At 57.7% G+C, this 25,678-nt stretch carries 28 protein-coding genes and 1 pseudogene; 24 read left to right on the top strand and 5 right to left on the bottom strand.

What is annotated here, in order from left to right; translation table 11 throughout:
* Window positions 1-89: 89 nt before the first annotated feature.
* The gene (locus ACTO3O_RS03955; RefSeq protein ID WP_297626565.1) at window positions 90-2,390 is read right to left on the bottom strand and encodes a patatin-like phospholipase family protein; all 2,301 of its coding nucleotides are present in this window, start codon (window positions 2,388-2,390) and stop codon (window positions 90-92) included.
* A 60-nt stretch (window positions 2,391-2,450) separates the two neighbouring features.
* Here ACTO3O_RS03955 and ACTO3O_RS03950 point away from each other — a divergent pair, with 60 nt between their 5' ends.
* From ACTO3O_RS03950 to ACTO3O_RS03935, 4 genes are all read left to right on the top strand, one after another.
* Window positions 2,451-3,212: a peptidylprolyl isomerase gene (locus ACTO3O_RS03950; RefSeq protein ID WP_297829708.1), complete on the top strand. Its 762-nt coding sequence runs from the start codon at window positions 2,451-2,453 to the stop codon at window positions 3,210-3,212.
* 27 nt (window positions 3,213-3,239) lie between these two features.
* Window positions 3,240-3,593 (top strand): aspartate 1-decarboxylase, encoded by a 354-nt coding sequence (gene panD / locus ACTO3O_RS03945; protein ID WP_297626569.1) that lies wholly within the window; start codon window positions 3,240-3,242, stop codon window positions 3,591-3,593.
* Window positions 3,594-3,737: 144 nt separating this feature from the next.
* Window positions 3,738-4,676: an NAD-dependent epimerase/dehydratase family protein gene (locus tag ACTO3O_RS03940; protein WP_297829711.1), complete on the top strand. Its 939-nt coding sequence runs from the start codon at window positions 3,738-3,740 to the stop codon at window positions 4,674-4,676.
* A 31-nt stretch (window positions 4,677-4,707) separates the two neighbouring features.
* The gene (locus ACTO3O_RS03935) at window positions 4,708-5,592 is read left to right on the top strand and encodes a hypothetical protein (protein ID WP_297829712.1); all 885 of its coding nucleotides are present in this window, start codon (window positions 4,708-4,710) and stop codon (window positions 5,590-5,592) included.
* On the opposite strand, the gene ACTO3O_RS03930 is transcribed toward ACTO3O_RS03935, so the two are convergent.
* Genes ACTO3O_RS03930 through ACTO3O_RS03915 form a run of 4 tightly spaced genes read right to left on the bottom strand, consistent with a single transcriptional unit; the run spans window position 5,587 to window position 8,971 of the window.
* Window positions 5,587-6,996: a UDP-N-acetylmuramoyl-tripeptide--D-alanyl-D-alanine ligase gene (locus ACTO3O_RS03930; RefSeq protein ID WP_297829713.1), complete on the bottom strand. Its 1,410-nt coding sequence runs from the start codon at window positions 6,994-6,996 to the stop codon at window positions 5,587-5,589. The genes ACTO3O_RS03935 and ACTO3O_RS03930 overlap by 6 nt on opposite strands.
* Window positions 6,962-8,065: a mannose-1-phosphate guanylyltransferase gene (locus ACTO3O_RS03925; RefSeq protein ID WP_297829715.1), complete on the bottom strand. Its 1,104-nt coding sequence runs from the start codon at window positions 8,063-8,065 to the stop codon at window positions 6,962-6,964. The genes ACTO3O_RS03930 and ACTO3O_RS03925 overlap by 35 nt, the downstream gene beginning before the upstream one ends.
* A gap of 55 nt (window positions 8,066-8,120) precedes the next feature.
* Window positions 8,121-8,786 carry a uracil-DNA glycosylase gene (ung, locus tag ACTO3O_RS03920; protein WP_297829717.1) on the bottom strand — a complete coding sequence of 222 codons (666 nt, stop codon included), beginning with the start codon at window positions 8,784-8,786 and terminating at the stop codon, window positions 8,121-8,123.
* A gap of 11 nt (window positions 8,787-8,797) precedes the next feature.
* On the bottom strand, window positions 8,798-8,971 hold the full coding sequence (locus tag ACTO3O_RS03915; protein WP_297829718.1) for a helix-turn-helix transcriptional regulator: 174 nt from the start codon (window positions 8,969-8,971) through the stop codon (window positions 8,798-8,800).
* Between the two features lie 118 nt (window positions 8,972-9,089).
* On the opposite strand from ACTO3O_RS03915, the gene ACTO3O_RS03910 reads away from it, so the two are divergent.
* The 20 genes and pseudogenes from ACTO3O_RS03910 to rplN all read left to right on the top strand — a co-directional run bounded on the left by ACTO3O_RS03910 (window position 9,090) and on the right by rplN (window position 25,664).
* The gene (locus tag ACTO3O_RS03910; protein WP_297829720.1) at window positions 9,090-11,933 is read left to right on the top strand and encodes a M16 family metallopeptidase; all 2,844 of its coding nucleotides are present in this window, start codon (window positions 9,090-9,092) and stop codon (window positions 11,931-11,933) included.
* Window positions 11,934-11,943: 10 nt separating this feature from the next.
* On the top strand, window positions 11,944-13,746 hold the full coding sequence (locus ACTO3O_RS03905; protein ID WP_297829722.1) for a peptidase U32 family protein: 1,803 nt from the start codon (window positions 11,944-11,946) through the stop codon (window positions 13,744-13,746).
* A 172-nt stretch (window positions 13,747-13,918) separates the two neighbouring features.
* Window positions 13,919-14,308, top strand: a complete 390-nt coding sequence (gene rpsL / locus ACTO3O_RS03900) for a 30S ribosomal protein S12 (RefSeq protein WP_294592653.1) — start codon at window positions 13,919-13,921, stop codon at window positions 14,306-14,308.
* Window positions 14,309-14,420: 112 nt separating this feature from the next.
* Complete coding sequence (gene rpsG / locus ACTO3O_RS03895; protein WP_294592651.1) at window positions 14,421-14,897, top strand: 30S ribosomal protein S7; 477 nt, start codon at window positions 14,421-14,423, stop codon at window positions 14,895-14,897.
* Window positions 14,898-14,918: 21 nt separating this feature from the next.
* Window positions 14,919-17,036, top strand: coding sequence for an elongation factor G (gene fusA, locus ACTO3O_RS03890; protein ID WP_297829724.1), 2,118 nt, complete (start codon window positions 14,919-14,921; stop codon window positions 17,034-17,036).
* Window positions 17,036-17,341, top strand: coding sequence for a 30S ribosomal protein S10 (gene rpsJ, locus ACTO3O_RS03885; RefSeq protein ID WP_027290546.1), 306 nt, complete (start codon window positions 17,036-17,038; stop codon window positions 17,339-17,341). Before fusA ends, rpsJ begins: the two co-directional genes overlap by 1 nt.
* Before the next feature lie 151 nt (window positions 17,342-17,492).
* Entirely contained in the window at window positions 17,493-18,569 is a 1,077-nt protein-coding gene (locus ACTO3O_RS03880; protein WP_297829726.1) for a BF3164 family lipoprotein, read from the top strand.
* Window positions 18,570-18,661: 92 nt separating this feature from the next.
* Window positions 18,662-18,925: an NVEALA domain-containing protein gene (locus ACTO3O_RS03875; RefSeq protein WP_297829729.1), complete on the top strand. Its 264-nt coding sequence runs from the start codon at window positions 18,662-18,664 to the stop codon at window positions 18,923-18,925.
* The gene (locus ACTO3O_RS03870) at window positions 18,922-19,965 is read left to right on the top strand and encodes a BF3164 family lipoprotein (RefSeq protein WP_297829732.1); all 1,044 of its coding nucleotides are present in this window, start codon (window positions 18,922-18,924) and stop codon (window positions 19,963-19,965) included. The genes ACTO3O_RS03875 and ACTO3O_RS03870 overlap by 4 nt, the downstream gene beginning before the upstream one ends.
* Before the next feature lie 272 nt (window positions 19,966-20,237).
* On the top strand, window positions 20,238-20,855 hold the full coding sequence (gene rplC / locus ACTO3O_RS03865) for a 50S ribosomal protein L3 (RefSeq protein WP_294592643.1): 618 nt from the start codon (window positions 20,238-20,240) through the stop codon (window positions 20,853-20,855).
* A 26-nt stretch (window positions 20,856-20,881) separates the two neighbouring features.
* A complete protein-coding gene (rplD, locus tag ACTO3O_RS03860; RefSeq protein WP_294592641.1) occupies window positions 20,882-21,523 on the top strand; it encodes a 50S ribosomal protein L4 in 642 nt (213 codons plus the stop codon).
* A gap of 26 nt (window positions 21,524-21,549) precedes the next feature.
* On the top strand, window positions 21,550-21,840 hold the full coding sequence (gene rplW, locus ACTO3O_RS03855) for a 50S ribosomal protein L23 (RefSeq protein WP_294592639.1): 291 nt from the start codon (window positions 21,550-21,552) through the stop codon (window positions 21,838-21,840).
* Window positions 21,841-21,846: 6 nt separating this feature from the next.
* Window positions 21,847-22,671, top strand: a complete 825-nt coding sequence (gene rplB / locus ACTO3O_RS03850; protein ID WP_294592637.1) for a 50S ribosomal protein L2 — start codon at window positions 21,847-21,849, stop codon at window positions 22,669-22,671.
* Between the two features lie 20 nt (window positions 22,672-22,691).
* Window positions 22,692-22,961 (top strand): 30S ribosomal protein S19, encoded by a 270-nt coding sequence (rpsS, locus tag ACTO3O_RS03845; RefSeq protein WP_294592635.1) that lies wholly within the window; start codon window positions 22,692-22,694, stop codon window positions 22,959-22,961.
* Window positions 22,962-22,989: 28 nt separating this feature from the next.
* Window positions 22,990-23,373, top strand: a pseudogene (rplV, locus tag ACTO3O_RS03840) (50S ribosomal protein L22); the annotation flags it as partial.
* Window positions 23,374-23,560: 187 nt separating this feature from the next.
* Window positions 23,561-24,358: a 30S ribosomal protein S3 gene (gene rpsC, locus ACTO3O_RS03835; RefSeq protein ID WP_294592633.1), complete on the top strand. Its 798-nt coding sequence runs from the start codon at window positions 23,561-23,563 to the stop codon at window positions 24,356-24,358.
* A gap of 33 nt (window positions 24,359-24,391) precedes the next feature.
* Window positions 24,392-24,820, top strand: a complete 429-nt coding sequence (gene rplP / locus ACTO3O_RS03830; RefSeq protein WP_294592631.1) for a 50S ribosomal protein L16 — start codon at window positions 24,392-24,394, stop codon at window positions 24,818-24,820.
* Window positions 24,821-24,829: 9 nt separating this feature from the next.
* On the top strand, window positions 24,830-25,033 hold the full coding sequence (gene rpmC / locus ACTO3O_RS03825; protein WP_294592630.1) for a 50S ribosomal protein L29: 204 nt from the start codon (window positions 24,830-24,832) through the stop codon (window positions 25,031-25,033).
* Between the two features lie 5 nt (window positions 25,034-25,038).
* Window positions 25,039-25,296 carry a 30S ribosomal protein S17 gene (gene rpsQ / locus ACTO3O_RS03820; RefSeq protein ID WP_294592628.1) on the top strand — a complete coding sequence of 86 codons (258 nt, stop codon included), beginning with the start codon at window positions 25,039-25,041 and terminating at the stop codon, window positions 25,294-25,296.
* A 2-nt stretch (window positions 25,297-25,298) separates the two neighbouring features.
* A complete protein-coding gene (gene rplN / locus ACTO3O_RS03815; RefSeq protein WP_294592626.1) occupies window positions 25,299-25,664 on the top strand; it encodes a 50S ribosomal protein L14 in 366 nt (121 codons plus the stop codon).
* Window positions 25,665-25,678 lie beyond the last annotated feature (14 nt).

Here is a 25,678-nt window from a genome sequence, read left to right as displayed (position 1 = left end):
AACCATAGTCGCCGACGTAGCTCAGCGCGCCCGAGGCGCTGCCGCGGAAGCCCGGGGCGGGAGAGAAACCGACAGAGACGACAGACCCGTCAGAAACGGTGCGACGAAAAGAGCGTGTAGCCGAAATTGAAGACCAGCTGCCAGTTTTTTCGCCCCGTGCTGTACTTGTTGAGCGTCAGCGACGCCGGCCCGATAAACGTCTGATAGACCAGCGAACCGCCGAAAACGAACTCCGAACGGTGTTGCAGCCGATTCCAAAACTCGCCCCCCGTCCATCCGTGGTCGTACACCACCTCCTGCGGGACGAACGCAAACGCGTACGATTTGATATAGAGGTTATTGACGATATTGAAAACCGGAATCACCCCCGCGCCGATGTATGAACGCGAGCGGTATTCCGGCATGAACATCGTCCGCATGAGCGGAATCGGTTGAAAAGCCGGCAACGAAAATGCCGTCGCCAGAGGATTTTCGAACTCCGGGTGGTTCGAGAAGGTCGCCTCGCCCAGAATTCCGAACGTAAACCATTTGGAAAACGGGAAATACTGTTCGTAGCGGTAGCGTAGCTCGACCCAATTCCGGTTGTGTCTCCGGAGCGGCGTCGGCACCTCGCCGGAGAGACCCGGCTGGAAATTTTCCAGCCCCTCCGTAAAGCGCAGCTGCAAGACATGCTCCTTTCCGAGGTTCGGATAGAGCGTCCGGTTCATCGAACGCTGCTGCACCTCTGCCGAGAGCGTCGCATAGGTGAACCGGCTTTGGTCCGGCTTCTCTATATTGGTGAACACCTGCTGGAAATAGTAATCCTCCGTCACCCCCAGCGCCAGATGGGTGCGGAAAGCCGCGTTTTCGACCATCGGCATCGGAATGGCCAGCGTCGTCACAAATGTGTTGGCGTGTCGCGTCCGGTAACGCCAGTCCCGGTTGCGATAGTAGCGACTCATGTGGTTCGCCTGATAGTCGAAATCTTCGTACGAGTAGCTGTAATTGACGAAAAACGGAAAGTTCGTATAGATGTCGTGCCGACCTCCCACCATCACCGAGTTGTAGAAAGTGCCGAAGAATCCCTGAATGCCGTAAGTCGAGACATTGCGTCCCACCGTCTGGTAGTTCAGCGCCGCGAAACCCTGGTTCAGCGCCGTGGACGAGATGTTCCCCCCTAACGAGAACCGGAGGCTCGCCTGTGTCTGCAACTTGAGTTTCATGCGGAAAAATCCCGTCTCCGGGTTGTAGGTCACCTCCGGGAAGTCTCCCGAAAAGATACCTCCGGCCAAAATCTGCATGTATTTGCGCTCGAAGTAGGCCAGGTCGAAAATCTGGTTCGGCCGCACGCCCAACTGCCGGTAGACGTATTGCGTCTGTTTCGGAGTCAGTCCCTCGATTTGTACTTCGTCGAAAATCAGCGGTTTGATCTTCGACCGGAAGGCCGCGCGTTTGGCCGCGATCTCCTCGTCCGACACCCGGCGAGCGATCCGTTCGCGAATCAGCGGCATCTGGCGCATGGCGTCCTCGTATCCCCGGGCCATGATGTAGCTGGCTTTGTCGTAGTCCAGCACCCCCACCTCTTTGAATTTGCGGCGGATCTCGATATCGAGGCTGTCGCGCAGCGAGTAGTCGGTTTTTCCCGTCGCCATGACGCTCATCTGTTCGACGACATTGTCGGCCGTCGGAGCTTCGTAGTTCGACGAGCAGATGCCGCCGATCAGGATATCCGGGTGGAAAGCCGAGTCGAGCGGTTGCCACGGATAGTTGTTGTAGAGTCCGCCGTCGAACAGTACCACGCTGTCCTGGGAGAGCGGTTTGAAGACCAGCGGAATGGTCATCGAGGCCCGGATCGCGAACGGCAGGCTCCCCCGGTCGAAGACGACGGACTCTTTTTCGAACACGTTCGACGCGTTGCACCGGAAAGGCACCATCAGGCTGTCGAAGTCGTTGCCGGCCGCTCCCGAAGCCGGGTAGAGCATCCGGATAAACGCCAGATCCAACAGGTAAGGCGAAACCAGGTTCGTGGGGAGCTGGAGGGCCGCTTTCTTCGGCGCTTTGGGGTCGAAGCGCACCGACATCATGGTCGGTGTCGGCTCGAACTTCTTGAAGTAGTAGTTGTTGTCGAGGTCGGTGCTCTTGGCGGACAACCAGCGTTGGACGCTGTCGGTGATGAAAAAACGGATCATCTCGTCCGGCGAATAGCCTGCCGCGTACATCCCGCCGACGATCGCCCCCATCGATGCCCCCGAGATGTAGTCGATCGGGATGTTGTTCTCTTCCAGAGCTTTGAGTATCCCCACGTGGTACAAACCCTTGGCTCCGCCGCCGCTCAGCACGACCCCCACGCGCTGGCCCCGCGCGACGAGTCCGAGCGTCAGAAAAAAACAGAGGATAAGAAATCGTTTCATGATAGCCCGCATTTTACGGGAAATTAATACATTTGTCCGCGAAATTTTACGCCTCGACAGATGACAAAAATAAGCATAAAGTTAGTAAAAATTTTCGGACTCGGGTCGTTGGCTCTCCTTTCGGGCTTCGGCATCGAATCGGCCACGGCGGCCCGGAAACTCGTGGCGGGACAGGGGGCGCACTATGTCGTGAAGATGAAGACCTCGCGCGGGACGGTGCGATTCCGCCTCTACAACGACACGCCGCTCCACCGCGACAACTTCGTCCGGCTGGCCGAGCGGGGGTTCTACGACAACCTGCTGTTCCACCGCGTGATTCGCGACTTCATGATCCAGACGGGCGACCCGCAGAGTATCGAAGGGTCGCAGGTGACGGTCTACGGCGAGAACGACGCGGGGTATAAGCTGGATGCGGAGATCGTTCCGCGCCACTATCATCGTCGCGGAGCGGTGGCGGCGGCGCGCGAAGGCGATGCGCTCAATCCGGAACGGAGGTCGTCCGGGTCTCAGTTCTATATCGTCACGGGGCGGGTGCACAACGACAGCACGCTGACGGCTGCCCGGCATCGGATTGCGGCGGGAGCGGCCGATCCGGCCGGGGCGCAGATTACGCCGCAGCGTGAACGGGTCTATCGCACGGCGGGCGGAGCGCCGCATCTGGACGGCAGCTACACCGTCTTCGGCGAGGTGATCGGCGGGATGGGACGCGTGGTGAGGATTTCGAAACTGCCGACCGACTCGCAGGATCGACCGAAAAACGAGGATGTATACATCAAAAGCATGACCGTCAAGGTCGTCAAAGACCAGCGCAGAGATCGGTAACAACGGAGGATTCAAAACAGCATTCGTATGCAAATAGAGGTACTGAAATCGAAGATCCATCGCGTGCGCGTGACCGAGGCCAACCTCGATTACGTCGGCAGCATCACCATCGACAAGGCGTTGATGGAGGCGGCCAACATCATTGCGGGCGAAAAGGTACAGATTGTCGATAACCATAACGGCGAGCGGTTCGAGACCTACGTGATCGAGGGCGAGGCGGAGAGCGGCTGCATCTGCGTGAACGGTGCGGCGGCCCGGCGCGTGGCGGTGGGCGACGTCGTGATCATCATGTCCTACGGCATCATGGAGTTCGAGGAGGCGAAGACGTTCCGTCCCAGCGTCGTTTTTCCCGATACCGAGACCAACCGGATCGTTCGGTAGGGACTCTCTCGTTGTCAATGTGTTGCGTTTTCGACCGCCGGGTGCGGTCGGAAACGCTTTTTTCGTGGGAAAAATTTCGGGCCGATCGCTTCGATAATAGAGAAAAACGGATAAATTTGCTTTCCGAAAAACGAAATCGACACTATGAAAAAAATACTCATCGTAGGTGCGGGCGGACAGATCGGTTCGGAGCTGACCGAGCACCTGAGGGGCATCTATGGACAACACCAGGTCATTGCAGCCGACATTCACGGCGATCGCGAGGACAATGACTTCGTACACCTCGACGCGCTCGATGCCGAGGCGATGGCCCGGGTGGTGCGCGAACAGCGGATCGACACGATTTTCAACCTCGTGGCGCTGCTCTCGGCGACCGGCGAGGCCAATCCGCAGAAGGCCTGGAGGGTGAATATGGGGGCTTTGATGAACGCCTTGGAGGTGGCGCGGGAGTACAATTGCGCGGTCTTCACGCCCAGCTCGATCGGCGCTTTCGGGCCCGATGCGCCGAAGGACGGGACGCCGCAGGATACGCCGATGCACCCGACCACGATCTACGGGGTGTGCAAGGTGACGGGCGAGTTGCTCGGCAATTACTACTTCCAGCGTTTCGGAGTCGATGCCCGGAGCGTGCGGCTGCCGGGGGTCATCTCGTCGCAGGCGCTGCCGGGCGGCGGGACGACGGACTATGCGGTCGAGATCTTTTACGCCGCTTTGCGGGGCGAACGGTTCGTGTGTCCGGTGCCGCACGACCGGTTTATGGATATGATCTACATGCCGGACGTGCTGGACGCGATGGTGGGGCTGATGGAGGCCGACCCGGCCCGGCTGAAGCATCGGAACGGGTATAACGTGGCTTCGATGAGCTTCTCGCCGGAGATGATCTATGCCGAGATCCGGAAACACATTCCGTCGTTCGAGATGGTCTATGAGATCGACCCGGTGAAGGATGCGATTTCGGACGGGTGGCCCAACCGGATGGACGACAGCGTGGCGCGCGAGGAGTGGGGATGGTCGCCCAAGTGGGGGCTGTCGGAGATGACGACGGACATGCTCGAAGTACTCGGGCGGAGACTGAAGAAATAGGCTCCCGACTGAACGATTAAAGAGCTCGTATATGCCTCATATCAAGTGCGATCGCTGCGGGAAACTGGTCGAAATCCATTCGGCCTATATGGTTTTTTGCCCGGCGTGTCGGCGCAAGATGGGAAACAGCTATCCGGAGTGGAGCAAACGCCATCCGGAGGCGGATTTCGAGGCCTATGTGAGCGAGATGGCGGTGAGCGATACGGCGATTCGGGGGGCGAGGGAGCAGCGGCGGATCGGACGGGCCATCGTGCGGGGACGGGCGTTCCGGCGGGCGGCGTGGGCGGTGGGCGCCGCGGTGGTGCTGACGGTCTTGGGATTCGTCGGGTATGGGATGTGGAATCGCTATCTGCGGAGCGCGTCGATCGACGCGCTGTTGAAACAGGCGTGGCGGGTCGCTTATTACGAAGATTTGGGCGCGACGCTCAAGTTTCCGTATCCGCTGGAGGCGGTGGCGGAGTTCTCGGCCGATTCGCTCCAGCGACAAAACGACCGGCTGACGGCCGATACGGTGGAGCGGCAGGTGGTGTTGGGGGCGGCGAGCCGGCGTTGGGCCGAGCCGGGGACGGTGAGTGTGACGGCCAGCCGGATCGACTATCGGCCTGATTTCGGGGTGGATCGCGATATCGCTACGCGGCAGATTCTGCTCGACATGTTGCAGGAGAACGGCTTGCAGGGGTTCGAATACTATCGGAACGACTATTCGGTGCCGAACGTGCGGGCGCGGAGCTTGTCGGGGAGCTATCTGTTAGGGGTGGAGGCGTTCGAGTTCCGGGCGCTGATGGCGCAGTACGGACATACCGTCTGGTATTTCATGGTCGCCTATCCGCGGTCGAAGCCGGAGGGGCTGCTGGTGGCCGAGCGGTTTTTTCAGGGGATTCTGATCGACCGGCGGCTGACCGGCGCGACGTTATAGCAGCGGGTAGAGTTTCTCTAACGTCATCCCGCGCGATCCTTTGATCAATACTTGTGCGTTCCGAATCACGATCTCGCCGTTTTCGACAGCGGCCATCCATTCCGTCACGTTCGCAAACGCACGGATAATCAGCGGTTTCCCGTCCCTCGAAGCGTTGGAAGCGGCGAGTGCCGCCGAAAATTCCGGGCCGACCACGTAGCAGGTTAAAGCGGCAGATCTGGTCGCAGCTGTCTCGGCAATCCGGTCGATAATCGCCCGGTGTTCTTCTCGGGAAAAATACCCCAATTCGCGCATGTCGCCGAGAATCAAAATCTTACCTCCTTCGAAACCATCGTCCGGCAACGCCAGAAAGTTGTCCACCGCCGCCCGCATGCTCGACGGGTTGGCGTTGTAGGCATCCTTATATAGAGTGTTCCCCGTCCCGTTTGCTGAACGGCTCACCTGCGAGCGGTTGTTGTCTGGCACATAGGCCGCCACAGCCGCCAATGCCGCGTCGGTCGGAATGCCGAAATAAGCTCCTGCCGCCACCGCCGCCACCACGTTCGCCAAATTGTACGTTCCCGCCAGATGGGTCTGCACTTCGCCGTCCGCCGTATCCAGCGTCAGCGGGTCGCCCCCGGTCGCAGAGAGGCCGAACGCCGCTGCCGAGTAGCCTACAGTCGCCCCATGACCGGTATCTGAGGAGAAGCGTTCGCCCGCCATCTCCGCCAACACCGGATCGTCCGTCGGATAGAGCGCGGTTCCGCTATGAGCGGCCAGATAGTCGTATAGCTCTCCTTTCCCCAAGCGCACCCCTTCCGGGCCGCCGAATCCCTCCAAATGCGCCCGTCCTACGTTGGTAATCAGTCCGATATTCGGTGCCGCGATCTCGCACAAGGCCGCAATCTCGCCCCGGTGGTTCGCCCCCATCTCCACGATCGCCACGTCGTCTTCCTCGGTTATGGAGAGCAAGGTCAACGGCACGCCGATATGATTGTTCAGATTCCCCCGGGTAGACGCTACCCGGTATTTCGTCCCCAAAACGCGGGAGATCAGCTCCTTGGTCGTCGTCTTGCCGTTGCTCCCGGTTAGGGCGATCACCGGCAGGCCCAGCATCTGCCGATGGTAAGCCGCCAGCTCCTGCAATGCCGCCAACGTATCCTTCACCACGAAATATTTAGCCGCCTCCGTCGATGCCGGTTTAATCCCCTTGGGCAATCGGTCGTGCACAACGGCGGCGCAAGCGCCATCCGCTATCGCCTGTACGGCGTAGTCGTTGCCGTCGAAATTCTCGCCTTTCAGGGCGAAGAAGATCGGCGCGGCCAACTCCCATACAGCCCGGCTGTCGGTGGTCACCACCCCGCCGTTCTCGCAGTAGAGCTCGTAGAGCTCAGACAAACTCTTCCCCAAACCGGTATTTGACATCTTCCACGTAATTTCGGATATTCTGTTCGTTTTCGCGACGACAAATCAGCAGGGCATTGTCCTTTTCCACCACCAAATAGTCCGTCAAGCCTTCGACTATCGCGACTTTGCCGGCCGGGATGTTCACCACCGTCCCCGTCGTTCCGTAGCTCAACACCCCGCCGCCTCCGCAAAAGGCGTTCCCCTGTTCGTCGCGCACGGCATGCTGGTAGAGCGAGCCCCAGGTGCCGATGTCGCTCCAGCCGAAGTCGCCGCAACGGACGTAGACGTTCGGCGATTTCTCCATAATGCCGTAGTCGATCGAAATGTTCTCGCACGACGGGTAGATCGTATTGATGAAAGCCTGTTCTTTGTCCGTCCCGAATCGTCCGGTTCCTCCGGCGAAGGTGGCGTTCATCTCCGGCAGCCACCGCTGGAAAGCGCTAAGAATGCCTCGCACCGACCAGATGAAGATCCCCGAGTTCCAGAAAAATTCGCCGCTCTCGACGAAGACCCGGGCCATCTCGATATTGGGTTTTTCGGTGAAGGTCTTCACCTTCCGCACCTCCGTCCCGGCCGTCTCGTCGTGCGGCGCGGTGTCGATCTGGATGTAGCCGTATCCCGTCTCCGGCCGCGACGGACGGATGCCGATGGTCATCAGGTTGTCGGTGCCCGAGACGAAGTCGATCCCTTCGCGGACGATCTCCTGGAACTCCGCTTCGCCGGTGATAATATGGTCTGACGGAGCGACGATCATCGTGGCCTCCGGATTCCGCGCCGCGATCCGGTAGGTGGCATAGGCCACGCACGGAGCGGTATTGCGTCGCACCGGTTCGGTCAGTATCTGTTCGGGAGCCAGCTCGGGCAGGTGTTCCCGCACGAGGTCGCGGTAGAGTTCGCTGGTCACGACTAAAAAGTTTTCGACCGGCACCAGCGGCAGAAAACGTTCGAATGTGCAACGGATAAAGCTTTTCCCCGTGCCGAGCACGTCGAGGAATTGTTTCGGCATCCGGTTCTTGCTGAGGGGCCAGAATCGGCTGCCGATGCCGCCGGCCATGATGACGCAATAGGCGTTCGGGTTCGGATTCATGCGGTTTTAAGACGTTGGGTTTGTTCTCTGTAAAAACAGCGCGGGATCGGGCGGTTTACCAGACGATCGGCGTCTGTCCCGTCGAGACGAGGTATTCGTTCGCGCGGCTGAAATGTTTGCAGCCGAAGAAGCCTCGGAATGCCGACAGCGGCGACGGGTGCGGAGCGGTCAGGATGCAGTTTTCCGCCGGATCGACCGCCGCCGCTTTCCGCTGGGCGTACGACCCCCAGAGCATATAGACGACATGGTTTTTCCGCTGGGCGATCGTCCGCACCACCGCGTCCGTAAACTCTTCCCAGCCCTTCCCCGCATGCGACGTGGGCGTGTGTGCCTGCACCGTCAGCACCGAGTTCAGCATCAGCACCCCCTGCTCCGCCCACCGGTCGAGTTCGCCCGTCTCGGGATACGGCGCTCCCGTGTCGTCGCTCACCTCTTTCAGGATGTTCTGCAACGACGGCGGAAACTGTGTTCCCGCGGCCACCGAAAAGCAGAGCCCGTTGGCCTGTCCCACGTTATGATAGGGATCCTGGCCGATAATCACCACCTTCAGCCGGTCGGCCGGGCAGCTGTCGAAAGCGCGGAAGATGTTCGCCGCCGGCGGAAAAACCACGTGGGTCTGATACGCCTCCCGCACGAAAGCGGTCAGTTGGTCGAAATAGGGCTTCCCGAACTCCTCGTTCAGCAGCTCCTGCCACGAAGGGTCTATCTTGACGTTTGCCATCGTGCCGATACTTATTTCGCGGCGTAAAAGCAGCGTTTCGGCGACTCGGCCCGACCCTCTTTGACCAGATTCTTGATCGCTTTGTCCACGTCGGCTTTCGGCAGACCGGTCGCTTCGGCGATCTCGACCGACTTCATCGGCGCACCGCTCTTTTTCAGCGCTTCGAGTACTTTTTCTTCGTTCATGATCGATGTTTTTGGGGCTCTTTCGGGTGAAGAGCGAAAAATCCGAGCGTAAAATTAGAAAAAAAAGTAATTTTAGGACGAATTTACCGGTGCGCTAAAAACAAAACGTATCTATCATATGAATTTCAAGTTTCGGAACTTTGCGCGGCTTTTGGCGGCGACGGCCGCTGTCGTCGGGGCGACCGGGGCGTATGCCCAGCGGCCCGCGGCCGGCGAGGCGGCGCCTGTGGACAGCAGCGTCCGGGTCGGCGTGCTGCCCAACGGCATCACCTATTACCTCAAACACAACGACAAACCGGCCCGGAGGGCCAATTTCCACATCTACTACAAAGTGGGGGCGATCCAGGAGACCGATGCCCAGAACGGGCTGGCCCATTTCCTCGAACACATGGCCTTCAACGGGTCGCAGCACTTCCCGGGCAACTCGATGATCGACTGGCTGTCGGGGATCGGCGTGCGGTTCGGCGAGAATCTCAACGCGGCGACGGGGCAGGAGCAGACCACTTATATGATTACCGACGTGCCTTTGACCCGGGACGGAATCGTCGACTCGGCCTTGCTGATCCTTCACGACTGGGCCGGGCGGATCACGCTCGACACCGCCGATATTGATAAGGAGCGCGGCGTGATTACCGAAGAGTGGCGACAGGGGAACTCGGCCGGGCGGCGGGTGTTCGAACGGCAGTCGCCCGTGCTTTTCAACGGATCGCTCTACGCCCGGCGCAACGTAATCGGCAATCAGGAGGTGATTCAGGGGTTTGCCTACGACGAGTTGCGGGATTTCTACCGGAAGTGGTACCGGCCCGACTTGCAGGCCTTCTTCATCGTCGGGGATTTCGACGTGGACAGCATGGAGCAGCGGTTGAAGCGGACGATGGCCGACCTGCCTGCCGCCGCCGTGCGGACGCCGAAAGCGACGGTGACGGTCGAGGATAACGAACTGCCGCTCGTTTCGGTCGTTTCGGATCCCGAACTGACCGGCACGTCGGTCGAACTGCTCTTCCGCGACGAGCCCTTGCGGGATCGGTACGACGGGATGGAGCGGTTGTGGAACCAGTATGTCCGTTCGCTGGCCGCGCGGATGCTGAGTATCCGGTTCGTCGATCTGGCGCGGCAGGAGGGGGCGCCTTTCCGGAGTGCGGGGTGCAATTACTCCCCGGTCGTGCGGCCGTTCGATGCCTTTTTCGTAGCGGGTTCGGCGCGCGACGGCGAGGCGCTGCGCACCCTCGAAGCCTTGTACACCGAGCTCTGCCGGGTGCGGGCCAACGGTTTCGTCGCGTCGGAGCTGGATCGGGTCAAACTGGAAACCATGCGTCAGACCGAGAGCTATTTCGAGAACCGGAACGACCGCAAAAACGGCGAGTTTGTCTCGGAATATATGCGCCATTTCGAGAGCGGCGAACCTTACCTGACTCCGGAGCAGGATTTGGCGATCACCCGGCGGATTCTCGACGCTATTTCGCTGGAGGATGTGAATCGCGTGGCGGCGGAGTGGGTGCGCGACCGCAACAGCGCGGTGCTGATCTCGATGCGCGAGGACGAGAAACACCCCCTGCCGACCGAGGCGGAGGTGAGGGAGGTGATCGACCGGGTGAAAAACATCGCTTTCGATGCCTATGAAGAGGTGGCGGCGGCGAACGAGCTGATGGATGCCTCGGCTTTGCCGGGGGCTCCGGTGGTGAAAACGACGGCCGGGAGGTTCGGCTCGACGGTTTGGACGCTGAAGAACGGCGTGCGGGTGGTGGTCAAACCGACGCAGTTGAAAGCCGACGAGGTGCAGATGACCGCTTTCCAGCGCGGCGGGACGACCACGGTCGAAGAGGTGACCGACCTCTATAACCTCGGGATGCTGCCCTCTTATCTGGGGACGACGGGCGTGGGGAACTTCTCGCGCACCGAGCTGGACCGGTATCTGGCGGGGCGCAGGGCCGGGGCGATGCCTTCCGTGGGGTCGTTGTCCCAGGGATTCGGCGGGAGCTGCTCGCCTCGGGATGTCGAGACGATGCTGCAACTCGTATACCTCTACTACACTGCGCCGAGGTTCGAACGCAGCGACTGGAACGTGATGATGGATCGCTACCGTTCGATGCTGCCCGGCGTGACGCAGAATCCGAACTACATCTTGCAGGACAGCTTGTTCCAGACCGTCTACGGGCACAATCCGCGCACCTTCATGCTGATGAGTGCGAAGGTGCTGGACACCGTTTCGCTGGAGCGTACCGAACAACTCTACCGGCATTTCTTCTCCAATGCCGACGGGATGACCTTCGTCTTCGTGGGGAACATCGCGGCCGACTCGTTGAGGCCTCTGGCCGAGAAGTATCTCGGTTCGCTGCCTGCGAAACGCGGGAAGGCGCCGCGATGGGGACGGCATGTCGTGGTGCCGGTGTCGGGCGTTGTGCAGAATATGTATAAGACGCCGCTCGAAAGTCCGAAGGTGACCGCCGTCGAGCTCTATTCCGGCGCGCTGCCTTACACCCTGGCGCGGAGCATCGAGTTGGAGGCGATCCGTTATATGCTGGAGATGCGCTATACCCGGAAGATTCGCGAGGAGCGTGGCGGAACCTATGGGGTGGGCGTCTCGCTGACCTACCAGAAAGAGCCGCTGCCGCGTTTTGCCTACCAGATTTTCTTCGAGACCGACACGGCCAAAATCGGCGAGCTGTTGCCGCTGGTCGGTGAGGAGATCCGGGCCTTGGTGACTGAGGGGGTTACGGCCGACGAGCTGACCCGGACGAAGGAGTTCTTCCTCAAGCGGCATCGCGACGGATTGATTCATAACGGGACGTGGCTCGGCTACCTGACCAGTTGGTACCTGAACGACAACGATCGTTACGACGGTTATGAGGCGGCGGTGCAGGCTTTGACGTCGGAATCGGTGCGGGCCGCGGCTGCGGCGGCTTTCGGACAGGGCAACGTCTGCACCGTGGTGCAGCTGCCGGAGGAGCCGCGCGAAGAGTAAATCGGTATTTATGGAAGTCGAATTGCTGGCTCCGGCCGGAACGGCCGCTATCGGTCGGGCGGCCATCGATGCCGGAGCCGATGCCGTCTATATCGGTGCCGAGCGCTTCGGCGCCCGGGTCGCTGCGGGGAACGCCATGAGCGATATCGCCGGGCTGGCGGAGTATGCCCACGGGTTCGGCGCGCGGGTCTACCTGACGATGAACACCCTGCTGTTCGACGACGAACTTTCGGCGGCACGGGACACCGCCTGGGCGGCCTGCGAGGCCGGGGTCGATGCGCTGATCGTACAGGACATGGCATTTCTGCGGATGGATCTGCCGCCCGTGGCGTTGCATGCCTCGACGCAGACCTTCAACCTGACGCCGGAACGGGCGCTCTTTCTCGCCGAGGCCGGTTTTTCGCGCATCGTGCTGGAGCGGGGAGCTTCGCTGGCGCAGATTCGGGCCATTCGGGCCGCCCTGCCCGAGGAGGTCGAACTGGAGGCGTTCGTGCACGGGGCCATCTGCGTCTCGTACAGCGGACAGTGCTACCTGGGACACGCCTTGTGCGGACGGGGAGGCAACCGGGGCGGCTGCGCCCAACCGTGTCGCGCGCGGTATGACTTGTATGACGATCGGGGCGAGCGGCTGGTGCGCGATCGGGCTTTGCTGTCGGTGCGGGATATGTCGCTCGGCGGGCGGCTCGACGACCTGATCGGTGCCGGCGTCTGTTCGCTCAAGATCGAAGGGCGGCTCAAAGAGGCCGATTATGTGGTCAATAATACCGCTTATTACCACCGGCGGCTGGAGGCGCTGGGGATCGGACGGATTTCGGCGGGGCGCGTGACGTGCGATTTCGAGCCCAACCCCGGGAAGAGCTTTTCGCGGGGCTTCACCACCTATTTTTTTGACGGCAAACAGGCCGGTGTCGCAGCTCCGGAAGCCCGGTCGGTGGGCGAGTCGGTCGGCGTCGTCTCCCGGAGCGACGGGGCGGTTCTGACCTTGAAGTTGAGACCGGACGTGGCGATTCATAACGGAGATGGGCTCTGCTTCCGGACTCCTGCCGGGCTGTTGGAGGGGTGTTCGGTGAACCGGGCCGAGGGGAGTCGGCTCGTACTGAACAAGGCGGTCGAACTGGCGGCGGGGACGGAGGTGTTCCGGAACCTCGATCGGACGTTTCATCCTTCGGCCGTGCGGCGGCTGTCGACCGTTGTCCGGTTTGCGCCGCCCGTGATCTCGGCGGAGGACGAGACGGGGATTTCGGCGGCCGTTTCGCTGCCCGACGGATACGAACCGGCCTCGAATCGGGAGCTGGCGGAACGGAATATCCGGCAGGCGTTTTCGAAGGGGGGCGGAACGATTTTCGAAATCTCGCGCGTGGAGGTGGCGCGGGAGGGCGAGTTGCCGTTCGTTCCGGCGGCAGGGCTGAACGCCTTGCGGCGGGAGTTGCTCGCAGCGCTTCTGGCGGCCCGACTGGAGGCTTATCGGCGGCCGGAACCTTACGTGCGGCCTGCAACGCCGCCGATCGTGCCGCCGGGAGTCGAACGGGATTTCCGGGCCAATATCGCCAATGCCGTGGCCGAACGGTTCTATCGCGAGGCGGGATTCGAGGCGGTGGAAAAGGCGCTGGAGGTGCAGACCGATCCGGAACTGACGGGACGCGAAGTGATGCGGACGCCGTACTGCATCCGGCGCGAGCTGGGACTCTGCCTCCGGGAGCATCCCGAGGAGCGGGGGCGGCGGCTTTTTCTGGAGAACAACGGCGTGCGGCTGGAACTCGAATTCCGGTGCGCCGCGTGCGAAATGGCCGTGATCTATCGCGGTCGCGGCTGACCTGCGCAGGCTGGGAATGCCCGATTTCTCTCCATTTCGGGCTTTCCGATTCGATCGGTCGACGAAAAAATCGCACGCTCATTCCGATGAATGTATTGAAAATCAAAAAACAGTGCGTATCTTTGCAGACCGATTTTGTGTAATTTTTTAAAAAACAAAGAAAAACGACAAAATGCCAACTATCCAACAGTTAGTACGTAAAGGAAGGAAAGACGTGGCGTTCAAGAGCAAAGCTCCGGCTTTGGAAGCTTGTCCGCAGCGTCGCGGCGTGTGCGTGCGTGTCTACACCACCACGCCGAAGAAACCGAACTCGGCGATGCGTAAAGTCGCTCGTGTGCGGTTGACCAACGGGAAAGAGGTCAATGCCTACATCCCGGGCGAAGGGCACAACTTGCAGGAACACTCCATCGTGCTCGTGCGCGGCGGTCGTGTGAAAGACCTGCCGGGGGTACGTTATCACCTCGTTCGCGGGACGCTCGACGCGGCCGGAGTCGACGGGCGGAACCAACGCCGTTCGAAATACGGAACCAAACGCCCGAAAGCGGGAGCGGCTAAGAAATAGTCCGTTCTAAGAACAGAACACACACAACCAAACTAATTTCATCAGTCGCCGATCCCCGGACGGAACCCCTCGCGGACAACCGACCGCTTCGCGCGGCGAAACAAAAAGAAAAATGAGAAAAGCGAAGCCTAAAAAGCGAATTCTACTTCCTGACCCCAAGTTTGGCGACACCCAGGTAACGCGGTTCGTCAATAGCCTGATGTTAGACGGTAAGAAGAGTATTGCATACGGTATTTTCTATGACGCCATAGATATCGTAGGCGAGAAGATGAAGGACACGGAAAAGGCTCCTTTGGAAATTTGGAAAAAAGCGCTCGAAAACATCACCCCGCAGGTCGAAGTCAAATCTCGGCGTGTCGGCGGGGCTACCTTCCAGGTACCGATGGAAGTTCGACCGGAACGCAAAGTGGCCATTAGTATTCGTCACATGTTGCAGTTCGCGCGCAAACGCGCCGGCCGGTCGATGGCAGAAAAACTCGCCGCAGAGATCATGGCGGCATATAATGAAGAAGGCGGCGCATTCAAACGCAAGGAAGAGATGCACCGTATGGCGGAAGCGAACAAAGCATTCGCGCACTTCAGATTCTAAACCGGATACAGGACACAGTTTATGGCAAGAGACCTTAAATTCACCAGAAACATCGGTATCATGGCCCACATCGATGCGGGCAAGACTACCACGACCGAACGGATCCTGTTCTACACCGGGAAAACACACAAAATCGGAGAAACGCACGAAGGGAGTGCGACCATGGACTGGATGGCGCAGGAGCAGGAACGCGGGATTACCATTACCTCGGCTGCTACCACCGCTTTCTGGAACTACAAAGACAATACCTACCAGATCAACATTATCGACACCCCGGGGCACGTGGACTTTACCGTCGAAGTGGAACGCTCGTTGCGCGTTCTCGACGGAGCGGTGGCCACGTTCTGCGCGGTGGGCGGCGTGGAGCCTCAGTCTGAGACCGTGTGGCGCCAGGCGGATAAATACGGAGTGCCGCGGATCGGTTACGTCAACAAGATGGACCGGACGGGCGCCGATTTCTCCAGCGTTTGCGCACAGGTGCACGAACGGCTCGGGGCGAATGCCGTGCCGGTAGTGTTGCCGATCGGTACCGAAGACAAGTTCTCGGGGGTGATCGACCTGGTATACAACCGGGCTTACGTCTACTTCGACGATAAGACCGTCCGGGACAACTACCACATCGAAGAGGTGCCGGACAATATGAAAGAAGAGGTCGCTGCGGCACGGGCCAAGCTGATCGAAGAGGTGGCTGCGTCGGACGATGCCTTGATGGAGAAATTCTTCGAGGATCCGGATGCCATTACGCCGGACGAAATCATCGTCGCGCTGCGGAAAGCTACCATCAATATGTCGGTGGTGCCGATGCTCTGCGGTTCATCGTTCAAGAACAAGGGGGTGCAGCTCTTGCTGGACTCGATCGTCGCATACCTGCCGTCGCCGCTCGATGTAGAGGCTATCGTAGGGACCGACCCGCGGACGGACGAAGAGACCAAACGCCATCCGAGTGAAGCCGATCCGTTCTGCGCTTTGGCCTTCAAGATTGCAACCGACCCGTTCGTGGGACGTCTCGGATTTATCCGCGTATATTCGGGGAAATTGGATGCAGGTTCGTACACGTTCAACTCTCGTTCAGGGAAGAAGGAACGCATCTCGCGTATCTACCAGATGCACGCCAATAAACAGAACCCGATCGAATTCGTCGGGGCTGGGGATATTGCTGCGGCTGTCGGGTTCAAGGATGTGCGTACCGGCGATACCTTGTGCGACGAAAACCACCCGATCGTGCTCGAATCCATGACCTTCCCGGAACCGGTGATCGGGCTCGCCATCGAACCCAAAACCCAGAAAGACCTCGATAAACTTGGGGTAGGGCTGGGGAAACTGGCTGAAGAAGACCCGACCTTTACGGTTAAGACGGATGAAGACTCCGGACAGACCGTCATCTCGGGGATGGGGGAATTGCACCTGGAAATCATCGTCGACCGCTTGAAACGCGAATTCGGCGTCGAAATCAACCAGGGCGCCCCGCAGGTGAACTACAAGGAAGCGTTGACCGGGACGTTCGAACACCGCGAAGTGTTCAAGAAACAGACCGGGGGGCGCGGTAAGTTCGCCGACATCATCTTCGAAATCGGGCCGGCTTCAAGCAAAGAAGTGGTCGGCCTGGAATTCGTCGACGTGGTCAAAGGGGGGAATATTCCCAAGGAATTTATCCCGGCTGTGCAGAAAGGGTTCGCTTCGGCGATGGAAAACGGCGCTTTGGCCGGCTATCCGATCGACGCCATGAAGGTGACCTTGAAAGACGGTTCGTTCCACCCGGTCGACTCGGATGCCTTGTCGTTCGAAATCTGTGCCCGGAACGGGTTCCGGCATGCGGCCATCAAGGCCAATCCGGTGATTATGGAGCCGATTATGGCGGTCGAAGTCGTTACCCCGGAAGAAAACATGGGGGATATCATCGGCGACCTCAATAAACGGCGCGGCCAGATCTCCGGGATGGAATCCAAAGGGAATGCCCGGGTGGTCAAGGCGAAAGTGCCGCTGGCAGAGATGTTCGGCTATGTGACTGTACTGCGGACGATTTCGTCGGGTCGTGCGACCAGTTCGATGGAATTCTCGCACTTCGAAGCCGTGCCGAACAACGTCTCCAAGGAGATCATCGAAAAAGCAAGTGGTAAATTCAAAAACGAAGACGAATAATGAGCCAGAAAATCAGAATAAAACTCAAATCCTACGATCACAATCTGGTGGACAAGTCTGCCGAAAAGATCGTCAAGACGGTGAAATCGACCGGAGCTGTGGTCAGCGGGCCGATTCCACTGCCTACCAACAAAAAGATCTTCACCATCAACCGGTCGACTTTCGTCAACAAGAAGTCGCGCGAACAGTTCCAGCTCTCTACGTTTAAGCGGATTCTGGACATCTACAGCTCGACCTCCAAGACCATCGACGCCTTGATGAAACTCGAACTCCCGAGCGGGGTAGAGGTTGAGATTAAAGTCTGAGGATTTTAAATAGATAAGATTCGTCTACAATGTTGTTCGGAAGCGTTCTCCTTAAGATTTTGAAGGGGGAACGCTTCCGAATTTTTGTTACCAGGGAGTGGATATTTATCTGAAAAAGAAGTTAAATTTGTCATAGAAAACACTTATTGCTATGAAAATACATGCGGTCGCTTTTCTTTGCACGGCAGCGTTGCTGGGCGGATTTGTCTCATGCGGCGGAGGAACCTCTCCGGCGGGGCGGGAGGTGCCCGAAGTGGCTGTGCACGTGGAGCCGCTGCCCGGCGATACCCTGATGCTCGGATACATCGGTTCGGTGACCGTGCGGGACTCCTTGCTCTTTTTGGTCGATTACGGGCGCGCCGGTCAGGCCGACGCATTGGTGCAGCTCTATAGCTATCCGGCCTTGCGGCCGCTGTGTCGGTTCGTCAGCCGGGGGAAAGGGCCCAACGAGACGCTCGGGATATCCGGCTATGTCGTCGATGACGATAGCGTGCGGGTATTTACCATGGTGGCTCCCCGAATGTTCGTCTATGGACTGGCCGATTTGGTGCGCGGCACGCGGCTGCCGGCGCGGGTGATCCCTTATCCGGAAGAGTGCGGAGAGGCAGCCGGGTTCTGTCGGACAGACTCCGGATTCGTGTTCGGGTCTTTTTCCGACGAATCTACCGGGCGCATCGTCCAGATCGACAGCCTCGGAAGTGTGGTCGGGCGCTATTATTCGATACCTTACCGGCCGGAAGATGTCGAACAGTTGGGCGGTGCTCCGGGCAATATGATTCCTTATCTTTGGCAAGCCACCGTGGCTGCGGCGGGCGAGACGGTCGTGTTCGGCACCAAATTGGGTGATGTGCTCGAAATCTATAACCTGCGCGACTCGACCCGGAATCGCGTGGTTCGCGGGCCGGACGGGCCGCCGGAGGTGAAGCGCGACGGGCAGTCTTTCATCTTCGGGCTCAAAAAGGGGTATCGGGATTTGAAAATCGTCGGCGACCGGATTTACGCCCTGTATCGGTATGAGCGGCAGAGCGAAGAGGACGAGGCCGACTCGGCAGAGGAGAATAAGATGAGTGTGTTGCGCGTATTCGATTTCGACGGGAACTGGCTGAAGAGCTATGTGTTGGATCGTCCGCTCGGCTGTTTCGATATGCTGGCCGACGGTCAGACGGTGGTTGCCGGCGACCCGACGGCGGAGTACCAGCTCTGCACCTTCACGCTGCCGGAAGAGTAATGGGTGATAATTAAAAAAATAAAGTTGGATATTGCTTTTTGTGAATATTATGATTTATTTGTGATGGATGTTTTACTTAAAACTTTGATGACATGAAAAAGTTAAACAAAAAAACGATTATCGCCGTATGCGGCGGAATGTTGGTTGCAGCAGGGTCGTATTTGACTTATTTGCAGGCGCAGCCTCAGGAACAGATGTCAGATCTGACATTGGCCAACCTGGAGGCGATGGCAAATGATTTGGATAATCCGGACTTGTTTCGAATTACGTATAGGTGTAGAGGAGAGGGTGATTTGTTCTGTCCGAAGACGGAAGGTACGGCTGGTACGGTGATTGAAAAAACGAAACAATTATGAGGTGGATTACTCAGATATTCCTTGTGTGTTTAGGAGGAGTCTTCGCAGCGTGTGGAGGTAATTCGTCTGTTGTAGATCAAATTGAAACAGACAAAATTCAAGTCGATTCGCTTAAAACGCCGGAAAGTCTCTTTCTGGGGCATGTGCGCCAGGTACTTGTGCGGGATTCGGTTTTGTATATCTGGGATATAAAAAGTCCCTCGATGATGCTTGCCGTGAAATATCCTTCTTTGGAGCCGATTTGCGAGTTCATGCCCAAAGGAAAAGGGCCGGAAGAGTTGTTGGGGCTCGGTGGCTTCGATTTGGATGATCGCTACTTGTATGTCATGGCCAGCCGCGAGCCGAAGATGGCGATATACGCGCTGGACAGTCTGAAACAAGGTGCGCGGCGGCCGTTGCGTATAGTGGAATATCCGAATGAAGTCTCACCGTCATTGGCATTTGCCAAAGCGAATGGAGATACCGTTGTATTGCAGAGTGCAGGGGTAGATCAAAGAGTGCAACTCTGTGATACATCCGGTCATATTTTACGCGTACAATACGCATTGCCGGAGGGTTCTAAAACGAATGAAACGGAGCCGGCATTGATGCCGTATCTTTGGCAGTCTCGGATAGCTTTTCGGGGTGGGTGGCTGGTTCTGGCCGCGCGTTTGGGCGAAGTGCTCGAAATCTGTCACCCTGCCGATACAGTGCAAAAGGTAGTGGTTGTCGGTTCGGATGGAGCACCGGTTATTAGTCCTGAGGGATTTGTGGGGGAGGTAAATGGTTTTATAGAAGTGCGGATTGCCGAAGATAAAATATATGCCATTTATTCCGGAGTCTCCATGAAAGAAGTCGATCGTATCTTCGAGGAAGGAGGTAATGCGCCGTCCGGAGGTCGTTATTTTCGGGTTTATGATCTGAATACAGGTCAACTGGAACGTATTTACGAGCTCGACCGTTATATCTCGACCTTCGACGTGCTGCCGGATGGGCGGACGGTCATTGCAGCCGATCCGAATTCGGAACATCAGCTCTGCACCTTTACTCTGCCCGATTGATTCCGCCGCGATTCAATCCGAACGACAGACGAACCCCGTCCCGAACAGAAAAAGGGCGGGGTTTTCTCGTTCGCTCTTCGGCCCCTTGTCCGCTGAGAATGAATGCCCCACCACCGAAAAAATCCACAGAAAAATTTGATAATCAACCGAAAACCCCTATCTTTGCAGTCGCCTTTGCTCTCTTTATGCAGGTAAGCGATTGATTTCGAGACTCCTGCCGCTGGAGCGAGTTGAAAAGGCAGACACTTTTTTACAAACCATTACCAAACAAAATGTCAGGACTAATTGGGAAAAAAATCGGAATGACATCCGTTTTCAGTGCCGAGGGGAAAAACATCCCATGCACTGTGATCGAAGCTGGTCCGTGTGTGGTTACGCAAGTCAAAACCATCGAAAAGGATGGTTACGCCGCTGTGCAGCTTGCCTATGACGACAAAAAGGAAAAGCACACCAGCAAGCCGATGATGGGCCATTTCGCCAAGGCGGGGACGACCCCGAAGCGGAAAATCGCCGAATTCAAATCGTTTGAAACGATGCCGAACTTGGGCGATACCGTGGGCGTGGATGTGATCGTGGAAGGCGAATGGGTCGATGTGACCGGGATCTCCAAAGGGAAAGGTTTCCAGGGGGTTGTTAAACGGCACGGCTTCGGCGGTGTCGGCGGCCAGACCCACGGTCAGCACAACCGGCAGCGGCACGTAGGGTCGCTGGGTGCATCTTCGTATCCGTCGCGGGTGTTTAAAGGGAAACGCATGCCGGGGCGGACTGGCGGCGAGCAGGTCAAAGTGCTCAATCTGAAAGTGCTCAAAGTGATTCCGGAAAACAACCTCATCCTTGTGAAAGGTTCCATTCCGGGGGCTAAAGGCTCTTATTTGTTAATCGAAGGCTAACCATTCAAGGGGAGGAGATTTAAGTTATGGAACTCAACATACTCGATATCGCCGGCAAAGAGACCGGGAAGAAAGTGACCTTGAACGACGCCGTATTCGCGCTCGAACAGCCGAACGATCACGCCATCTACCTCGACGTGAAGCAATACCTCGCCGATCAGCGTCAGGGAACTCACAAATCGAAACAACGGAACGAAGTGGCCGGTTCCACCCGTAAACTCAAGAAACAGAAAGGGACGGGCGGGGCCAGAAGTGGGTCGATCCTGTCGCCTCTGTTTGTCGGAGGCGGGCGTGTATTCGGGCCCGTGCCGCGCGACTACCGCTTCAAACTCAACAAGAAACTCAAACAACTCGCACGGCGCAGCGCCTTGACCTACAAAGCGAAAAATGCAGCGATTACCGTGGTCGACAGCTTCGAAATGCAACCCAAAACCAAGGAATTTATCGCAGCAGCCAAGAACTTGGGGATCGCTGAAAAGAAGACGCTGGTGATTCTGTGCGGCGATACGGACAACGCCGGCGTGATCCTCGCATCGCGCAACCTGCCGAACGTAAAGGTTATCCAGGCACAGAACCTCAATACCTACGACGTTATGAACGCGGCACACCTGCTGATTGGCGGGGAAGGGGCTGTGGCGGCTATGCAGCAGGTTTGTGGAATCCAGTAACGAAGACCATCTTTTAAAGAAAGATCATGGAAATTTTGATTAAGCCGATATTGACCGAGAAAATGACGGCTCAGGGCGAAAAACTGAACCGCTACGGTTTTATTGTGGATCCGCGGGCGAACAAGCTCCAGATCAAGGCTGCGGTGGAAGCTATGTACGGCGTCGTGGTGACCGATGTCAACACCTGTAACTACGACGGCAAACGCAAGAGCCGCTACACCAAAGCCGGAATGCTCGAAGGGCGTCAGAACCGCTACAAAAAGGCGATCGTCACCCTCGGAGGAGAAGACAAAATCGATTTTTACAGTAATATCTAAAAGACGATGGCAGTTAGAAAATTCAAACCGATGACCCCGGGTCAGAGACATAAAGTTATCGGCACCTTTGACGATATTACGACTTCGACTCCGGAAAAATCACTGGTAACCCCCCTCAAATCCTCAGGAGGGCGGAACAATACCGGGAAAATGACCATGCGCTACATCGGTGGTGGACATAAACGTCAGTACCGCATCATCGACTTCATGCGCAACAAGGATGGCATGACCGCTACGGTCAAAACCATCGAATACGACCCGAACCGCAGCGCGCGGATTGCCCTCGTGGTCTATGCCGACGGCGAAAAACGATACATCGTTGCGCCGGTGGGCTTGACCGTCGGGCAGAAGATCGCCAGCGGAGCGGGCGTCGCACCTGAAGTGGGCAACACACTATTCCTTTCGGAAATTCCTCTTGGTACCGTTGTGCACTGCATCGAACTCACACCCGGCAGGGGCGCTGCAATGGCGCGGTCTGCGGGGACTTACGCTCAGCTGCTTGCCCGCGAGGGGAAGTACGCTATTATTAAACTTCCTTCAGGGGAAACCCGTATGGTGCTCACCACCTGCCGGGCTACGATCGGGACCGTCTCCAATCCGGACCACAGCCTCGAACAAAGCGGCAAAGCAGGGCGCAAGCGCTGGCTCGGGCGGCGTCCGCGCAACCGCGGCGTCGTGATGAACCCCGTCGATCACCCGATGGGTGGGGGTGAAGGACGTGCTTCCGGGGGACACCCGCGCTCGCGTACGGGCGTGCTGGCTAAGGGCTACAAAACCCGCAACCCCAAGAAGACGACTTCCAAATTCATCGTTTCACGGAGGAATAAATAATCTAAATCAAGACAGCGTAAATGAGCCGTTCACTGAAAAAAGGACCGTATATCGAACCGAAACTCGAAGGCAAGATCCTTGCCATGAACGATAGCGGCAAAAAATCGGTTATCAAGACCTGGTCGCGCGCGAGCATGATCTCGCCGGACTTTGTGGGACATACCCTGGCGGTGCATAACGGGAATAAATTTATTCCGGTGTATGTGACCGAAAACATGGTGGGTCACAAGTTGGGTGAATTCGCACCGACCCGCAGCTTCCGCGGTCACGGGGGCAACAAGAAAAAATAGTGTTAAAAAGTAATTCCGTATACCTGTTATGGGTGCAAGAAAAAGATTAAGAGCCGAAAAGCTCAAAGCGGAAAAGCGCTCGATCGCGATCGCGTCGCTGCGCGAATGCCCGACCTCCCCGCGAAAAATGAGACTCGTGGCCGATATGATCCGCGGCGTGGAGATCAATCGCGCGTTGGGGATGCTGCGGTATTCCAAGAAAGAGGCATCGGTACGCCTCGAAAAACTCCTCCGGTCGGCTATCGCCAACTGGGAAGCAAAGAATCAGGGCGTTTCATTGGAAGAGACCCCGCTGTGCGTCAAAACCATCAGCGTCGACGGCGGACGGCAACTCAAACGGATCCAGCCTGCTCCGCAGGGGCGCGCACACCGGATTCGGAAACGTTCCAACCACGTGACCATCATCGTCGACCGGATGGAAATCGCTGCGCCTGCCGTTAAGGAAGCAGCTGCGCCGGCGACCGAAACCAAACCGGCTGCTAAGAAAACCACCGCCGCTACGACTAAAAAAGCGACGACTACGGCCAAGAAAACGACCGCTGCCAAAACCACTACCAAGGCAGCTGCCGATGTGAAACCTGAAAACGCAGCGAACTAAGATGGGACAGAAAGTAAATCCGATTGCCAATCGGCTGGGCATCATTCGGGGTTGGGACTCGTCATGGTATGGCGGCAAGGAATTCCCGGCAAAACTCGTTGAAGACGCCAAAATTCGTAAATACCTCGGAGCACGGTTGGCCAAAGCCAGCGTCTCGAAAATCGTGATCGAACGGACCTTGAAGCTGGTGACCGTTACCATCAGCACCTCGCGGCCCGGGATCATCATCGGGAAAGGCGGCGCTGAGGTGGATAAGTTGAAGGAAGAACTGCGCAAACTGACCGGTAAGGACGTGCAGATCAATATCTTCGAAGTGAAACGACCGGAGTTGGATGCGGTGATTGTATCGAACAATATCGCACGTCAGGTCGAAGGACGTATCTCGTATCGGCGGGCGATCAAGACCACCATTGCATCGACGATGCGGATGGGCGCAGAGGGGATCAAGATCCAGATCTCGGGTCGTGTGGGGGGCGCTGAAATGGCCCGCAGCGAATCGTATAAGGAAGGGAGAATTCCGTTGCATACGTTCCGCGCAGATATCGACTACAACCTCGCCGAAGCTTTGACCAAAGTGGGCCTGTTGGGGGTTAAAGTATGGATCTGCAACGGCGAAGTGTATGCCAAGCGCGATTTGTCGCCGATTGTAGGGATGAGCGCATCCGCAGCAGGACGCGGCGGCGACGACCGTCGCGGAGGCGGACGCGATGACCGCAGAGGCGGTCGGGATGATCGCCGCGGGGCACGTCGCGGGGGACGCGACGACCGTCGTGGAGGTCGCAACTCCAATAATCAGTAAATCTGTCGTCAGACGAAATAAAAGGAACTAACCATGTTACAACCGAAAAAGACGAAATTTCGCAGAATGCAGAAAGGCCGCATGAAAGGTCTGGCACAGAGAGGAGCTGAACTGTCATTCGGATCGTTCGGTATCAAGGCCCTGGAGTCGGCCTGGATCACCGGACGGCAGATCGAGGCCGCTCGTCAGGCCATCGTGCGTCAGATGAAACGTGAAGGCCAGGTGTGGATTCGGATCTTCCCGGACAAACCGATCACCAAAAAACCGGCCGAAGTGCGTATGGGTAAAGGGAAAGGTTCGCCCGAAGGATTCGTGGCGCCGGTTACCCCCGGCCGCATCTTGTTCGAAGCCGAAGGGGTGCCGTTGGAAGTAGCGCAGGAAGCGCTCCGGCTCGGGGCTCAGAAACTGCCCATTACCACCAAGTTCATCATCCGTCGCGATTATACCGAAACCTCTATCTAACACGAAGACATGAAAACATCCGAAATACGTGAACTGACAGCGGGCGAAATCGTCGAACGGGTAGAGACCGAAAAGGCCAACTTGCTGCGTGCCAAAATGAACCACGCCGTTTCGCCGGCCGAAAACTCGACCACCATCAAAAATATGCGCCGCGATATCGCACGTCTGCTGACCATCCTGCGCGAAAAACAAACCACCACTATTAACAAGTAGAGGCCATGGAAGAAAGAAACCTTAGAAAAGAGAGAACCGGGGTGGTCGTCAGCAACAAAATGGACAAATCGATCGTTGTTGCTGTAAAACGGAAAGTGAAACACCCGATCTACGGTAAATTCGTCAATAAAACCACCAAATTCGTCGCCCACGACGAAACCAACGACTGCGGCGAAGGGGATACCGTCCGGATTATGGAAACCCGCCCGCTCAGCAAGTCCAAACGGTGGAGATTAGTAGAAATCATCGAAAGAGCTAAGTAACCATGATACAACAAGAAAGCCGGCTCTCCGTAGCCGATAACAGCGGAGCCAAGGAAGTCCTCTGTATCCGTGTACTTGGCGGTACCGGGCGGCGCTACGCGTCGATCGGGGACAAAATCGTTGTCAGCGTCAAAAGCGCGACCCCGGGCGGCGACATCAAAAAAGGCGCAGTCTCGAAAGCAGTCGTGGTACGCACCAAGAAAGAGGTGCGTCGGCCGGACGGCTCCTACATCCGCTTCGACGACAACGCCGTCGTGTTGCTCAACAACGCCGGTGAAATGCGCGGTACGCGTATCTTCGGGCCGGTGGCCAGAGAGCTTCGCGACGCCAATATGAAAATCATCTCCTTGGCGCCGGAAGTGCTGTAAACCTTCTCTTAACA

Source organism: Rikenella sp., assembly GCF_056799795.1.
This window is presented reverse-complemented; position numbering and strand designations above follow the sequence as displayed.